Raw genomic sequence first — 16,353 nt, 5'->3', positions numbered from 1 at the left:
AAAATTGAAGAAGGGATTTAGCACAATATTTTTTTAATAATAAAGATTTTTTATGCTTTGCTCAGGGTTGAGTACGGTGCCAAAACATATCTCCCACCATTATCTATAAATATATTTCTTTGTCCACACAAAAAGCAATATTCCTCTCACGGCTAAAAAGGCTAAAAATGCAGCCCACAAACCGTGATTTCCAAAAGGTATCCGGAGTAGATAATACAAAGGAATATAAACCAATAAACTTGCGATAAACATGGAGTTGCGCATCGCTTTAGCTTGAGTAGCTCCCACATAAATTCCATCGTAAATAAAAGCTGCAAAACTGAATATTGGGATTAGCCCAACCCAAATAAAGTAGGGTTTTGATTGTTCAATAAGATGTGGAATGTCTGTTAGGATAAACATTAAACTCGAGCCAAAAAGGAAGAAGGCGATAGAAAACGGAATGCTGATAAAAAATCCCCAGCGAAGCAATTGATGAATTACAGTTTTAATTTCCTTTTTCTTTCCAATACCAATATATTTCCCAACAAGAGCTTCAGCAGCATTTGCAAAACCATCAATAAAATAAGAGAAGAACAAGAAAAACTGAAATAGCAAAGTATTGATGGCTAAAATATTATCGCTTATCCTTGCTGATGCCGCTGTAAAAAAACTCAAACTTGAAATAAGCAAAAGTGTTCGTATAAAAATATCTTTATTGACTTGAAAATAAGCCTTTAGTGCTGACTTTTTAATCATTTCTCTAAAATTCCACCAACGAAATATTACTTTATGTCGGACTAAAATTATAAGCAACCCACTTATAAAGCCAAGGTATTGTGCTAACAAAGTTCCCCAAGCCACTCCGTCCGATTTCATATCAAAGACTTTAATAAAAAGCAGATTAAAACCCAGATTCGCAAAATTTACTAATAGTGCCAAGAAAAGAGGCGTTTTGGTATCTTGTCGACCAATAAACCAACCACTAATTGCATATAATCCTAAAGTGGCAGGAGCCGCAAATATTCGGATGTTATAATACTGTTTAGCATAAAACGAAACCTCCGTACTGGCTTGTAAAAGTTGTAATCCAACAGCAATAATTAACTCCTGAAATATCAGCAAGAGAAATGCTATGCTAAATGCAAGAAGTAATGATCGGGAAAAAATAAGAGCACTTTCTTTTTCGTTTTTCTGCCCAAAAGCCTGAGCCGTAAAACCCGTTGTTCCCATACGCAGAAAACCGAAACTCATATAAATAAAACTGAAAATAACACCTCCAATAGCAATGGCATTGATATGCACTTCCGATTCTAAATGACCCATCAAAGCCAAATCAACAACACCTAAAAGAGGCACGCTAATATTGCTCAGAATGTTTGGAATGGCGAGCCGAAGAATTTGTTTTCGCATTTTGCAAAAGTAGAAAAATAGGATTGAAAACAGAGTAATTTTTATTGTTATTTAGAATCAATATAAATTGTATCTTTGACAAAAAAGAAATTATGCGTCGTTTTATTTTCATTACCCTATTATTTATGAGTATTCAAGGTTTTTCACAAAGTAGTTTTTACGATTTTGTTGTAAAAGATATTGATGGCAATAGCTTTGCTTTTAGCCAGCTATCAGGCAAAAAAGTAATGATTGTTAATACCGCCTCCAAATGTGGTTTTACGCCTCAATACGAAGGCTTAGAAAAATTATATAAGGAGTTTGGTAATGATAATTTTATAATTATTGGGTTTCCTGCCAATAACTTTTTACACCAAGAACCGGGATCGGATGCTGAGATTAAGAAATTTTGCACTTTAAATTATGGAGTAACATTTCCGATGATGAGTAAAATATCAGTAAAAGGAAAAGATATACACGCTTTGTATAAATGGCTTACTCAGAAAGAACTTAACGGAGTTAAAGACTCCAAGGTAAGTTGGAATTTTCAGAAATATCTGATTGGAAAAGATGGTAAACTTAAAAAAATTATATCTCCAAAAACTAAAGCTTACGATACTGAAATTACTGACTGGATAAAAGAATAAGACGATTTAAAGTTGTTTTTAGCTAAGTCTGAAAAATCAAAAGTTTTAAAAGATTACATAAAATGTTGTAGGCGTTTTTATTATTTACTAACTTAGTTCGCTCAAAAAAGCAACCAATTAGTGAACAATTATTAAATAGAGCTTATGAAAATTTTAGTAACAGGAGGCACCGGATATATAGGTTCTCACACCGTCGTCGAGCTTCAGAAAAAAGGTTTTGAAGTCATTATTGTAGATAATCTTTCTAATTCACATGCTAATGTTGTCGATAAGATAGAACAAATTTCAGGGATTCGTCCCGCTTTTGAAGAGTTTGATTTAACCGATAATGAAAAGACCAATGATTTTTTTAATCGTAATCACGATTTAAGTGGTATTATTCATTTTGCGGCCTATAAAGCTGTAGGCGAATCGGTAAACAATCCCTTAATGTACTACCGTAATAATATTGGCTCTTTACTTAATATCTTAGAAAACATGAAAGTGCACAGGATAGAGAATCTTGTTTTTTCTTCTTCGTGTACCGTTTACGGACAACCCGAAATTTTACCTGTTTCAGAAGAATCACCAATTTTAAAGGCTATGTCGCCATACGGAAATACCAAACAAATAGCCGAAGAAATTATTACCGACACCAGTTCTGTAACAGATATCAAAGCAATTCTTTTGCGCTATTTTAATCCGATTGGAGCTCACGAAACGGCTTTAATTGGCGAATTACCACTTGGCGTCCCTAATAATCTCGTCCCATTTATTACTCAAACAGCTATTGGAATTCGTGAACAACTCAGCGTTTTCGGCTCCGATTACAATACCCCCGACGGTACAGCTATCCGCGATTATATTCATGTTGTTGATTTAGCCCAAGCACATGTTGTAGCCGTAGAAAGAATGATTAATAAAAAAGGAAAGAAGAATGTCGAAATCTTTAATTTGGGAACAGGAAACGGTTTTTCTGTGCTTGAGGTGATTAATTCCTTTGAAAAAGTATCTAAAGAAAAACTGAATTATAAAATAGTTGATCGTCGTGCAGGTGATGTTGAAATAGTGTATGCCGATACAACTTTTGCAAATAATGAATTAGGATGGAAAGCAAAAAAATCACTTGATGAAATGATGCTCTCTGCCTGGAATTGGGAAAAAGCTCTTGCAGGGAAAAGTTAGGAGTTTAGAGTAAAAGTTTAAATTTGCTAATCACTATCACTACTTAAATTAAACACCATACAATTATAGAATTATGGCTTATAAAAAGAAAATATTAATAACCGGCGGAGCCGGATTTATAGGTTCACATTTAGTTCGTCTTTATGTAAACAAATATCCTGAATATCAGATTGTTAATCTCGATGCTTTAACTTATGCCGGAAATTTGGCAAACTTAAAGGATGTCGAAAATATGCCTAATTATAGTTTTGTAAAGATGAATATTGTAAATGCCAAAGCTATTACAGAACTGTTTCAAGAGGAACAATTTACCGATGTTATTCATCTTGCTGCCGAGTCGCATGTCGATCGCTCAATCACAAATCCCACAGAGTTTGTGATGACCAATGTTATCGGAACGGTAAACTTACTAAATGCAGCCAAATTTATTTGGAAAGATAATATGGAAGCTCATCGCTTTTACCATGTTTCTACCGATGAGGTCTATGGAAGTTTAGGTGATACAGGAATGTTCACAGAAACTACCGCTTACGATCCACATAGCCCGTATTCTGCGTCCAAAGCCAGTTCTGATCATTTTGTACGTGCATATTACGATACTTTCGGATTACAAACTGTAATTTCAAATTGCTCAAATAATTACGGTTCGTTTCAGTTTCCTGAAAAGTTATTGCCTTTATTTATCAATAATATTAAAACGAATAAGCCGCTTCCTGTTTATGGAGAAGGAAAGAATATTCGCGATTGGCTTTGGGTTGAAGACCATGCAAGAGCTATTGATGTTATTTTTCATAAAGCAGCTACAGGGACTACGTATAACATTGGTGGTCATAATGAGTGGACCAATATCGATTTGATCAAATTGCTTTGTAAAGTGATGGATAAGAAATTGGGAAGAGCTGATGGCGAGAGTGAAAAACTGATTACATATGTAACGGATAGAGCCGGCCATGATTTACGTTATGCTATTGATAGTAGTAAATTACAAAAAGATTTAGGCTGGACTCCCAGCTTACAATTTGAAGAGGGATTGGAAAAAACAGTTGATTGGTATCTAGAAAATACCGAATGGCTCGAGAATATAACTTCAGGTGATTATCAAAAATATTACGAAGCTCAATACGATAAACGTTAGAATTTAATATTAAAAAAACATATTGATTCTTTTTATTAATCTTCGTCATTTACGAGTGGAAAACAAACGTTTACGAATTGGCTCTTGTTTTTTAGCTTGAGATTGATTTATATTTGCGGTTAAATATTAATAATAGCCACGGCATGAAAAGAACAATCTTATCACTTTTAACTTTATTATTGGTTGTCAGCTTATCAAGCTGTCATAAAGAATTACCTATCAAAACTGTAGACCAATCGGATCCTAATTTTAATATAGCAAACATAAATGTTCCCCAAGATTTTAAATTTGAGACAGCAACCGAAGTCACTCTGAATATTGGCGGTTTTAAATCCTCCTCATCAACCAAAGTTAAATACGATATTTATCTTTATAATCCTGATGGAGAAATTATAACAACTACAACCGTTGGCGATGACGGATTGGCAGTAACAGAAACTATGCAAGCCGTAGATGCCCTGAGTAATCTTGCGGCCTCGTATATTACTGATGCTGCAAGCTTCGATATAAAACTAACTATACCAAATTTTTATAAATCAATCTATATAATTAAGAATGACAGAGGTGTATTTTCCTCAATGATACTCCCTGTAAATAGTAATAAGATGTCTGTAATCTTCCCTTCAAACGAAGCTTCTTTTAAATCGACAAAAGCCACCACCGACACTTATACTGTAGATATGATATATGGTGTAAATAGCTCATCCGATGTTTTTCAAATTAATACAGAAACAGGAGAACTCAAAATTATAAGTAAAATTCCTGAAGGAAACGGCGGAAGTCACACTTGTGCTATCGATCCTGTAAGAAAGATTTTATATGCTGTTGGTTTAACTAAACCTTACAATTTATTGGCTTACGACATTAATGCTGATACTTGGACTACTATTGATGCTACCGGAATTTATGGTCCTCGTTTATCATATAATATAGCCGATGGCCTTTTGTATTATTCTTATGATGATAGATTTGTTAAAATGGATCCTTCCAATGCAAAAATATTAGCTACTTATCGGATAAGAAATTTAGATGCTAAAGATGGTGGAGATATTGCACATTCTGCAGATGGCAGCCTGTATATGTCTACAACTTCCGGAATATATCATTTAACCTATAGCTGGAGCTTCTGGAGTAGAAGTTATAATTCAGAACTTATCTCAGGTAGTATTACAAATTATCCAAGTGCTTTAGCTTTTGGCTATGATGATACTTTCTGGTGGGCAACTAATATTGATGGTAAAGGACAAATATTTACTTTCGATCTTGATAATGCTGAAGAAAGCAGTCATTTCTCTCCATTTGATATTTCTATTGATGATATTGCGGTTTTACCTATCGAGGTAGAAGAAATTATAGAAGCAGATTCAGACAATGACGGTATTATAGATATTTATGATGATTACCCAAACGATGCAGAGCGTGCAACAGATGTTTACACTCCATCAATAACAGGTCTTGGAAGTTATGCTTTCGAAGATCTTTGGCCTTATCAAGGCGATTACGATTTTAATGATTTGATTGTAAACTACAGATTTCTCAATGTAGCTAATTCCGAAGGTTTAGTTGTTGAAACAAAAATGTATTTCTTTGTTAAAAACATTGGAGGGTCTTTTCATAACGGATTTGGTATTGAATTAAATATCGACAAAAATTTAATAAATCAAGTTACCGGACACAACCTCACAGAAGGAATAATTTCAATGAATGGTCAGGGTTTGGAAAACAATCAAGATAAAGCAGTAATTATTGCTTTTGACAATTCTCATAATATCATGGACACCAATAATGGTGTAATGGAATTAATAATTAGCTATACCCAACCCGTTAATCCAGATGCTATTGGCACTTTTAATCCTTTCATTTTTATTAATGGTGAAAGAGGAAGAGAAGTTCATTTGGCTGATTTTAGCCCAACAACTTTAGCTGACACTTCCTTATTTGGAAGTGGTGACGATAACTCAAATGCTGCAAGTGGAAGTTATTATAAGAATTCTAACAATCTACCTTGGGGAATAAATATTCTCTACGATTTCACTATGCCGGTAGAAAAAAGCCCAATAAATAAGGGATATATAAAATTTGTTGACTGGGCAACTTCTGGCGGTACAGAATTTGACGATTGGTATTCTGATATTGATGATTACAGGGATTATACTTATTTAATTGCTGATTAATCTTTGCTCGTGTTAAAATATTTGAGCTTGTTGCAATGCAACAAGCTTTTTTTAACTGTGTATTTTTCATTCCTATCCGGCTTACTCCTATTAAAATCAAGCATATAAACTTCCAAATATTGGACAAAATTGTCCAATACGTACAAAAATATCGCTTTTCACCTAAAATTTAGCCCGATAAAAATTGCTTTTAACTGTCAGGCTATTTAATTTTGTGGTGATTATTGAAAATATTAATTGTCCTAAACAACCACATCATGAAAAGAACAAATGCATTTTTCTTAGCTCTCTTTATAGCCTTTGGCTTAAGTAGCTGTCACAAAGAACTCGATCCAGATCCAGTAGACCCCACCGACCCTAACACTAGTCTATTAGATTTAGATATTCCAGCCGATTTTAATTTTCAAACTTCAGATGAAGTTACACTCTCTTTCAGTGGATTTAAATCAGCCACCGAAGATTTAGTGAAATATGATGTTTACCTCTATAATCCTGATGGAATAAATATATCTACCACCACCACGGGTGACGATGGTGATCCCGTTGCTCAATCTGGAGTTCTGGTGGACGCTATGAGTGATTTAGCTTTTACGCAGATTACAAGTTCGTCAAATTTCGATTTGAATTTAACTATCCCTTCCTATTATGATTCTATATTTATAGTAAAAAATAATATGGCAGATTACTCAACTTTAACATTACCTATAAACAGCAATAAGATGTCTGCCACTTTTGAAGCTCCTAATCAAACCATTAGCTCCACCAGCTTAAAAGCAGGATCTGTTGACATTCTTTATGGTGTTAATCGAGATGACCTGTTTACAATAAATGCAGAAACAGGAGATATGGAGATTGTTAGTTCTCTTCCAAGTGATATGGGTGGTAGTTACACTTGTGCTATCGATCCTGTAAAAGAAATTGTTTATACGATTGGAATTAGGAGGCCGTATAATTTATATTCCTATGATATTGAGGATGATAAATGGGAAAGGCAAGGCAGTGTAGGATATTTCGGCCCACGCTTGGGTTATAATATTAATGATGGTTTACTTTATTATTCTTTTAATTATTGGGTACTAAAACTAGATCCAAAAGACGGAAAAATGTTATCTTATTACAAAGTAAATGGATTACACGATTTAGACGGAGGAGACCTTACTTTTGATGCTGAAGGAAATATGTTTCTTTCTACGGAGGCTGGTCTTTACCGTTGTGAGTACGCCGATAATAAAAATATTACAGCAACACGAATTTCTGCAGAAAATTTACCCAATTATCCAAATTCTTTAACCTATGATTCTAATCAAGAGTTGTGGTGGGCTTCAAATATATCTTCGCAAGGAAGACTGTTTATTATGGATGATGTAACCGGTGGTTGGGAAAATCGTTTTGAAGGATATTCTGACTATATTTTTGATTTGGCAACTCTGCCTTTAGATGAGGATTTAGTAGCAACTACAGATACAGATGGTGATGGAATTATCGATTTTTATGATGAATATCCCGATGATGCTAACCGTGCTTATAACGTTTACACCCCTTCAATTTATGGATTGGGAACTTATGCTTTTGAAGACCTTTGGCCCAATATTGGCGATTTCGATTTTAATGATTTAGTTATAAATTATCGTTTCACTCACGTTTACAATAGTGCAGGATTAATCTATGAAACCATATTTGATTTTATTATTAAAAATGTAGGTGGATCTTTTAGAAATGGATTTGGTATAGAAGTTAACGCAGATCCAAATGTAATTAGTGAAATAACAGGTTATAATTTAACTACAGGAAAGATTTCGTTAAACGGTCAGGGTTTAGAAAATAACCAGTCAAAACCTGTAATCATTGTTTTTGACGATGCTTGGGCAAATGTAAATGTAAACGATGGGAAAATGCGAGTAATAATGCATTACCATCAACCTATAGCAAATAATCAAATGGGAAGTTTAAATCCATTTATTTTTATCGATGGTGATAGAGGCAGAGAAGTACATTTTGCCGATATGGAACCAACCGACCTTATGGATACTTCACTATTCGGAACAGCTGATGATGATAGCAATCCTTCTATCGGTAGATATTACAGAAATTCAACTAATCTACCTTGGGGAATAAATATTTTGTATGATTTTACTTTCCCTAAAGAGAAAAACGCTATTAATAAAGGATACACAAAATTTGCTTCTTGGGCTGTTTCCGGAGGAGCCGATTTTACTGATTGGTATAAAGACCAAGATGATTATAGAGATAATGCGTACTTAGTCGTTGATTAGGAGGGACGAAGTGTTTTCAATGTCAAGCCTGTTCACCTTTGGTGAACAGGCTTTTTTATTTGTCAATTTGTCAGCATTAAAGTAGTGGTATCAAATTTGTGAATAGAGCATCAAGAAATTAAAAACCATATATAAAATGCAAAAAGGACAAATTAATGTACAAACGGAAAATATATTTCCGGTTATCAAGAAATTTCTCTATTCAGATCACGAAATATTTCTTCGTGAGCTTGTTTCCAATGCTGTTGATGCAACACAAAAGCTAAAAACATTGGCTTCATTAGGAAAATTTAAAGATGAACTTGGCGACATTACCGTTGAGATTATTTTAGACGAAAAAGCCAAAACACTTACTATCCGAGATAAAGGTATTGGTATGACTGCCGAAGAGGTTGATAAATATATCAATCAAATTGCTTTTTCCGGAGCAGAAGAGTTTGTGAAAAAATTCAAAACAAAAACCGAATCGGAAAAAAATGCAATTATCGGTAAGTTTGGTTTAGGATTCTACTCTTCATTTATGGTTTCTGATAATGTAGAAATTCATAGCAAGACCTACAAAAAAGGAGGTTCAACAAAAGCTGTAAAATGGATATGCGATGGCAGCCCAAATTACACTATAGAAGAAATTGATAAGAAAAGCAGAGGAACAGACATTATTCTGCATATTTCCGAAGACAGCAAAGAATTTTTATCAGAACATAAAATCCTTGAGCTTCTAAATAAGTACAATAAGTTTATGCCTATTCCTATTAAATTTGGAACAGAAAAAACTCAAGAAAAAGTTGAAGGAGAGAAAGACAAAGACGGTAACGATGTATATAAAGAAGTTGAAAAAGATCGTATCATTAATAACCCTAATCCAATTTGGAAAAAAGCTCCAGCCGATTTAGAAGATAAAGATTACAAAGATTTTTATCGCGAGCTCTATCCAATGAACTTTGATGAACCTCTATTTCAGATTCATCTTAATGTAGATTATCCTTTTAATCTTACCGGTATTCTTTATTTCCCCAAATTAAAAAAGAATCTCGAGGTTCAAAAAGACAAAATTCAACTATACAGTAATCAGGTATTTATTACCGATTCCGTAGAAGGTGTTGTTCCGGAGTTTCTTACTCTTTTACATGGCGTTATCGATTCGCCGGATATTCCTCTAAACGTTTCTCGTTCTTATCTGCAAAGCGATGGAGCAGTAAAAAAGATTGCTAATCATATCAGCAAAAAAGTAGCTGATAAACTAGAGGAGTTATTCAAAAACAATCGCGAAGAATTTGAGAAAAAATGGGATGACATTAAAGTATTTATTGAATACGGAATGCTTTCCGATGAAAAATTCTACAGCAGGGCTGAAAAATTTGCCTTATTAAAAAATACCGAGGGCAAATACTTCACTTTAGAGGAATACAAAGAGCAGGTAAAAGATTCACAAATCGATAAAGACAAAAAAATTGTTTATCTATACGCTAATAATGTTGATGAACAATATAATTTTATTCAATCGGCTAAAGACCGTGGTTACGATGTGTTGGAAATGGATGGCGTTTTAGACAATCATTTTGTAAATACTTTGGAACAGAAATTAACCGATGTTCAATTCAAACGTGTTGATGCGGATACTATCGATAAACTAATTGCTAAGGACGAAGAAATTCCTTCAAAATTGGATGATAAGCAAAAAGAAAGCTTGAAGCCAATCATCGAAGGCAATATTGATAAAACCAAATTTACCGTTGTTTTTGAAGCACTAAGCGAAAACGAGCAACCATTTATGATTACCCAAAGCGAGTTTATGCGCCGTATGAAAGATATGGAAAAACTTGGCGGCGGCGGTATGATGGGAATGGGTAATTTACCTGATTCTTATAATTTGGTTGTAAACACCAACCATAATCTTGTTGGAAATCTTTTAGAAGAAAAAGACGAGAAAAAGCAAGCCGCTTTAATTACTCAAATGTATGATTTGGCAATGCTTTCGCAAAACCTGCTAAAAGGAAAAGAATTAGCAGATTTCATTAAACGTAGTTTTACGTTAATAAAATAATTAGCAAGGCTGTTAGACCCGTATTTTTGGTTTTTTAATTAAAACACAAAGGTTTGACAGCCTTTTTTGTATCTTTATATTTCAATTTAAATAATCAGAACACTATGAAAAAATCTTGGATAGTTTTAATAGTAGTCGTAGTTTTAATCTTTCTCGGCTATTCTTCAGTAAAAAATACTTACAATAATATGGTTTCCGGCTCCGAAGTTGTAGATGCTCAATGGGCACAAGTGGAGAATGTATACCAACGCCGAGCCGATTTAATTCCCAATTTAGTTGCAACTGTAAAAGGTTATGCTACCCACGAGCAAGAAACTCTTGAAGGAGTAGTAAAAGCACGTGCAAAAGCAACATCAACAACTATTAATGCCGGAAACATGAATGCAGCTCAACTACAGCAGTTTCAACAAGCTCAAGACGGATTAAGTTCTGCTTTATCTCGTTTGATGGTGGTTGTAGAAAAATACCCCGATTTGAAAGCAAATCAGAATTTTATGGAATTACAAGCACAACTTGAGGGTACTGAAAATAGAATCTCTGTTGAGCGTAAACGCTTCAACGATGCCGCAAGAAACTATAATGTAAGTATCAAAACATTTCCAAATAACTTATTTGCAGGCATGTTCAATTTCGATGAAAAAGCCTATTTTCAAGCTGCTCAAGGAGCAGAAACAGCTCCAAAAGTTGAATTTTAACTGTTAGCACTATGAGTAAACTCGCATTAACATTCTTCAGCAAAGAAGAAAAACAGAAAATTATGCAGGCTATCGCCGACGCAGAATTAGCCAGTTCCGGAGAAATCCGCGTACATATCGAAAATAAGTGTGAAAAAGATGTTCTTGACTGCGCTTCTTATACTTTTGCTAAACTTAAAATGCATAAAACAGAATTACGCAACGGAGTACTTTTTTACCTTGCTGTAAAAAGTAAGAAGTTTGCTATAATCGGCGATGTTGGAATTAATCAAAAAGTACCGGAAAATTTCTGGGACGAAATTAAAGAGGAAGTTCAACAAACATTTTTAAAAGGCGATTTTGTTGGTGGTCTATCACAAGGAATTATCAAAGCAGGGCAACAACTTAAAGAGCATTTTCCACATCAATCTGACGATAAAAACGAATTAAGCGATGAAATTTCTTTTGGTAAATAATATGAAAATAATATCTAAATCCGGCTTAGCTACGCTATTTTTATTAATCGGTATTTCAATTAATATTTTTGGTCAGTTTCCAACAAAACCCGAGCCGGCCAGTCCTGTAAATGATTTTGCAGATGTGTTAACTGCTCAACAAGAAAAAATGTTGTTCAACCAGCTTTCGCAGTTTTCTTATCAAAGCTCTACTCAAATTGTTTTGGTAACAGTTCCCGATTTACAAGGCTTAGATAAAGCACAATATGCCGTTGAATTAGCTCACAAATGGGGCATCGGACAAAAAGGTAAAGACAATGGCATTTTAATTTTAGTCAAACCCAAAACAACAAGTTCAAAAGGCGAAGCGTATATTGCTGTTGGATATGGGCTTGAAGGCGTTGTCCCTGACGCTGTTGCCAAACAAATTGTAGAATATGAAATGATACCTGAGTTTAAAATCGGAGATTATTATTCAGGTTTTGCTAAAGCAAGTAAAATACTAATAAATATAACTACCGGAGAATATACAGCAGATCAATATGCTCAAAGTAAAGGTGGCGATATTGCAGGGCTTATTCCGTTTTTCTTTTTCATTATAATATTTATACTATTTACTATGAAAGGTCGAAACAGACCAACAGGCTACGGAAGCAGAAGCAATTCATCCTCCCTACTGACTATGATGTTTTTAGGAAGTATGATGGGTGGCGGAAGAAGCAGTAGCGGATGGAGTAATTTTAATTCCGGAGGAGGAAGCTTTGGAGGCGGCGGTTTTGGCGGCTTCGGAGGCGGCGGCTTCGGAGGCGGCGGTGCCGGAGGAAGTTGGTAATAATAATGATTAGTTTAAACGTTTGGGCTTATAAACTTAGTTCTGAAATTTGAAACTAAAATACATTTTAAAGAATCAGAACAAATAATAAGCGGAATACAAAAATATAAACAGATGAAAAAAATTGTTTTCTTTTTATTTTTAAGTATTGGATTGTTCATAGTCAACACCAAAACATTAGCCCAAACAGATACTATCCCTGATGATTTTTGTATTAGTACTGAAGAATATCAATTATATCAATTAATAAACGATTACCGAAAAGCTTTTGCCCTTCCTCAAATTGCACTATCAAAGTCTTTAAGTTATGTTGCTATTACGCATGCACGCGATTTATCAGTAAATTTTAATCCTGATACCATTTGCAATATGCATTCATGGTCGGATAAAGGGCGATGGAAACCCATCTGCTTTCCTTCAGAACAATCAAAAAAGAATAATATAAAATTTAAAGCCAAAGAGATTATCGGCTACTCATCTGAAGCATACGAAATTACCTATTGGTCTAATGTAGAAAATTCACCTCGACAGATTTTAAGTTTTTGGCGAGAAAATAAAATTAGTGCCGACTTACTGATTAATCGTGGGCAATGGGAAAATAAATCGTGGAAAGCTATTGGAATCGGAATTGAAGATGGTTATGCTGTAGTTTGGCTGGGAGAAGGTATAGACTATGAGGTTAGTACGCCCGTATGTGGGACATCTATTCAGGTATTGAATAATGCTTCGCCCGAATATAAAGCCAAAAATACTCAGGAACAATCTACAGAAAACCCTGTTTATTATATTACAATTGGCAGTTATAAAAATAAAAAAGACGGGGTAAATGCGGTAAGAAGTTACAAAGAAATGGGTTATCCAAAAGCTATTTTAGTTGAAACAGCCAATAAATTCCGTGTTGCAATAGATTATTTTACAAATAAAAAAGAAGCTGATAGATCTTTGAAAAAATATGCTCAAAAATTTAAGGGCGCGTGGATATTAACACTTTAAACTTTTGTAAAATTCTTTTTAATTCCTCCCTAAGCTCTAAATTAAGTAAAGAATATAAATTGCTAATAAATAATTATTTATAGATTCCTCGCGAGTGCTCAGAATGATATCCAAATAGTTTCACAAAAGTTTCTCTATATAAAAAAAGCCCACCCCAAAATAAATTAGAGCGGGCTTATTAAAAAAAAGGGTTTTATTACTAACTATGTCCTAACATTTTTTTAGGGTCAACAATTTCTGTAAATTCTTCATCGCTAAGATAGCCTAATTCCAAAGTTGCTTCACGAAGAGTTGTTCCTTCTGCATGTGCTTTTTTAGCAATTTTAGCAGCCTTTTCATATCCAATATGTGTATTTAAAGCTGTAACTAACATCAAAGAACTTTCAAGATTATGTTGAATGTTTTTCAAGTTAGCCTCTGCTCCAGCTATTGCGTTATCAGCAAAAGAAACACAAGCATCACCTAATAAACGAGCCGACTGCAATAAATTTGAAATCATTACAGGTTTAAACACATTTAATTGATAATGGCCTTGCATACCACCAACGGCAATAGCAGCATCGTTACCAATAACCTGTGCACAAACCATTGTCAAAGCTTCATTTTGAGTAGGATTAACTTTTCCCGGCATAATAGAAGATCCTGGTTCATTAGCAGGAAGGTTTACCTCTCCAATACTACAACGAGGACCGGAAGCTAAATAACGTACATTATTAGCAATATGCATTAAGCTTACTGCCAACACTTTTAAAGCACCTGATGTTTCTACAACAGCATCGTGAGCCGATAAAGCTTCGAATTTATTTGGAGCTGTCTTAAATTTATATCCGGTTAGTTCAGAAATTTTAGCCGCTACATTTACATCATATCCTTTTGGAGTATTTAAACCTGTTCCTACTGCGGTTCCACCTAAAGCCAATTCCGACAAATGATCTAAAGTAGCTTCTAAGGCAGCCAATCCATGATCGAGTTGAGAAACATAACCCGAAAATTCTTGTCCAAGAGTTAAAGGAGTTGCATCCATCCAATGTGTACGACCAGTTTTTACAATATCTTTAAATTCTTTGGCTTTTTTATCAATAGCATCGCGCAAATGTTTAACTCCGGGAATAGTTATTTCCATAATCATTTTATAAGCGGCAATATGCATAGCTGTTGGGAAAGTGTCGTTTGAAGACTGCGATTTATTCACATCATCATTAGGATGAATCATCTTTGTGCCTTCACCTAATTTATTTCCTGCCAATACGTGAGCGCGATTAGAAATAACCTCGTTTACATTCATATTAGATTGAGTTCCCGAACCTGTCTGCCAAATAACTAATGGAAAATTATCATATAATTTACCGGCTAAAATCTCATCTGCAACTTTTGCAATCAAATCTGCTTTTTCACGGGCTAAACCACCCAATTCAGCATTAGAAAGTGCAGCTGCTTTTTTCAAATATGCAAAAGCATCAATAATTTCTCTTGGCATTGAACCTTCATCACCAATTTTAAAATTCATTTTAGAACGTTGCGTTTGAGCACCCCAATATTTATCGGCAGGTACCTGAACATCGCCCATAGTGTCTTTTTCTATTCTATATTCCATTATCTTATATGTTTATTAGTTTACGTATTCATTTAAAATAACTTTCCAACATTTTCTGCAGGATCACCAAGAACGGCTTTATCATCTTTAATAATTATTGGACGATGAATCAACTTAGGGTTTTTAACCATAATCTCTATCCATTCAGCATCGGTAAAGCTCTTGGCTTTATAATCTGACTTATAAACAGCCTCTTGCTTACGAATCATTTCTTGAGGACTCTTCCCTAATTTCCGTAAAACATCTGTAAAAGTTTCAACGGTAAACGGATCATCCTTTAAATATTGCTTTATTTCAAAATTATCGGTAAAATTTTTTAAAGCCTGAAGTCCGGCACGTGATTTTTTACATCTTGAATTATGGTAAATTGCAATCATAATAATAGGATTTCTTCAATCTAAGACATCAAAATTATAAAATAATCATCTTGATAATGAATAAATTTGATAATATATGTTGGTTTTAGATTATAAATAAATCAGTTTTTTAATTTTATTTATGTTTGCAAAAAATAACATATGAACCTCATAGATTTTTTTGCTTTAGTTATAGCCGGAATTACTGTTGGATTTATCAACACTTTAGCCGGTGGAGGATCAACAATATCATTATCTGTTTTAATGCTTATGGGCTTATCGCCTGCAATGGCAAATGGCACTAATCGTATCGGAATTGCTATTCAAAATATTGTAGGAGTCGGGAGTTTCAAACAGCAAGGTGTTCTTGACAGTAAAAAAGGATTCTTACTTGCTATTCCGGCTACCGTTGGTTCTATTTTAGGAGCTTTTGTTGCTGTAGATTTAAACGAGGCCATTTTTGAAAAAGCAATGGGCGTTATCCTGTTGGTAATGCTTGTCTTCATCCTTTTCAATCCACAAAAACTAATCAAAGAACAAACTGATTTGGTAAACAAATCGTTAAGCTGGAAACAATATCTGTTGTTTTTCTTTATTGGCATTTATGGAGGATTTATCCATGTAGGCATCGGTTATTTTCT

Annotated in this window: 14 protein-coding genes; 11 read left to right on the top strand and 3 right to left on the bottom strand. The window is 34.2% G+C overall.

Annotated elements, in window-relative coordinates; genetic code table 11:
- Nucleotides 1-99 precede the first annotated feature (99 nt).
- The gene (locus tag J7K39_02560) at nucleotides 100-1,392 is read right to left on the bottom strand and encodes an MATE family efflux transporter (protein MCD6178763.1); all 1,293 of its coding nucleotides are present in this window, start codon (nucleotides 1,390-1,392) and stop codon (nucleotides 100-102) included.
- A 92-nt stretch (nucleotides 1,393-1,484) separates the two neighbouring features.
- Here J7K39_02560 and J7K39_02555 point away from each other — a divergent pair, with 92 nt between their 5' ends.
- From J7K39_02555 to J7K39_02510, 10 genes are all read left to right on the top strand, one after another.
- Nucleotides 1,485-2,018, top strand: a complete 534-nt coding sequence (locus J7K39_02555) for a glutathione peroxidase (protein ID MCD6178762.1) — start codon at nucleotides 1,485-1,487, stop codon at nucleotides 2,016-2,018.
- A 144-nt stretch (nucleotides 2,019-2,162) separates the two neighbouring features.
- Nucleotides 2,163-3,182 carry a UDP-glucose 4-epimerase GalE gene (gene galE, locus J7K39_02550; protein MCD6178761.1) on the top strand — a complete coding sequence of 340 codons (1,020 nt, stop codon included), beginning with the start codon at nucleotides 2,163-2,165 and terminating at the stop codon, nucleotides 3,180-3,182.
- Nucleotides 3,183-3,255: 73 nt separating this feature from the next.
- Nucleotides 3,256-4,317 (top strand): dTDP-glucose 4,6-dehydratase, encoded by a 1,062-nt coding sequence (gene rfbB, locus J7K39_02545; GenBank protein MCD6178760.1) that lies wholly within the window; start codon nucleotides 3,256-3,258, stop codon nucleotides 4,315-4,317.
- 143 nt (nucleotides 4,318-4,460) lie between these two features.
- Complete coding sequence (locus J7K39_02540; protein ID MCD6178759.1) at nucleotides 4,461-6,491, top strand: LruC domain-containing protein; 2,031 nt, start codon at nucleotides 4,461-4,463, stop codon at nucleotides 6,489-6,491.
- A gap of 257 nt (nucleotides 6,492-6,748) precedes the next feature.
- A complete protein-coding gene (locus tag J7K39_02535) occupies nucleotides 6,749-8,764 on the top strand; it encodes an LruC domain-containing protein (protein ID MCD6178758.1) in 2,016 nt (671 codons plus the stop codon).
- Between the two features lie 136 nt (nucleotides 8,765-8,900).
- On the top strand, nucleotides 8,901-10,808 hold the full coding sequence (htpG, locus tag J7K39_02530) for a molecular chaperone HtpG (protein ID MCD6178757.1): 1,908 nt from the start codon (nucleotides 8,901-8,903) through the stop codon (nucleotides 10,806-10,808).
- Between the two features lie 104 nt (nucleotides 10,809-10,912).
- Nucleotides 10,913-11,503: a LemA family protein gene (locus tag J7K39_02525; protein MCD6178756.1), complete on the top strand. Its 591-nt coding sequence runs from the start codon at nucleotides 10,913-10,915 to the stop codon at nucleotides 11,501-11,503.
- An 11-nt stretch (nucleotides 11,504-11,514) separates the two neighbouring features.
- Nucleotides 11,515-11,958 (top strand): TPM domain-containing protein, encoded by a 444-nt coding sequence (locus J7K39_02520; GenBank protein ID MCD6178755.1) that lies wholly within the window; start codon nucleotides 11,515-11,517, stop codon nucleotides 11,956-11,958.
- Between the two features lies 1 nt (nucleotide 11,959).
- On the top strand, nucleotides 11,960-12,769 hold the full coding sequence (locus tag J7K39_02515) for a TPM domain-containing protein (protein ID MCD6178754.1): 810 nt from the start codon (nucleotides 11,960-11,962) through the stop codon (nucleotides 12,767-12,769).
- A gap of 114 nt (nucleotides 12,770-12,883) precedes the next feature.
- The gene (locus J7K39_02510; protein ID MCD6178753.1) at nucleotides 12,884-13,762 is read left to right on the top strand and encodes an SPOR domain-containing protein; all 879 of its coding nucleotides are present in this window, start codon (nucleotides 12,884-12,886) and stop codon (nucleotides 13,760-13,762) included.
- 199 nt (nucleotides 13,763-13,961) lie between these two features.
- Here the strand turns inward: J7K39_02510 and fumC are convergent, their stop codons facing one another.
- A complete protein-coding gene (gene fumC / locus J7K39_02505) occupies nucleotides 13,962-15,356 on the bottom strand; it encodes a class II fumarate hydratase (GenBank protein ID MCD6178752.1) in 1,395 nt (464 codons plus the stop codon).
- Between the two features lie 32 nt (nucleotides 15,357-15,388).
- Entirely contained in the window at nucleotides 15,389-15,733 is a 345-nt protein-coding gene (locus J7K39_02500; GenBank protein ID MCD6178751.1) for an arsenate reductase family protein, read from the bottom strand.
- A 141-nt stretch (nucleotides 15,734-15,874) separates the two neighbouring features.
- Between J7K39_02500 and J7K39_02495 the strand changes: the two genes are divergently transcribed.
- Nucleotides 15,875-16,353: sulfite exporter TauE/SafE family protein (locus J7K39_02495; protein ID MCD6178750.1), on the top strand; the 479-nt coding region annotated here is incomplete at its 3' end.

It is taken from the genome of Bacteroidales bacterium (genome assembly GCA_021157585.1).
Classification (GTDB): domain Bacteria; phylum Bacteroidota; class Bacteroidia; order Bacteroidales; family UBA12170; genus UBA12170.
The sequence above is the reverse complement of the archived record's forward strand: the minus strand, read 5'-3'. Positions and strand labels throughout refer to the sequence as shown.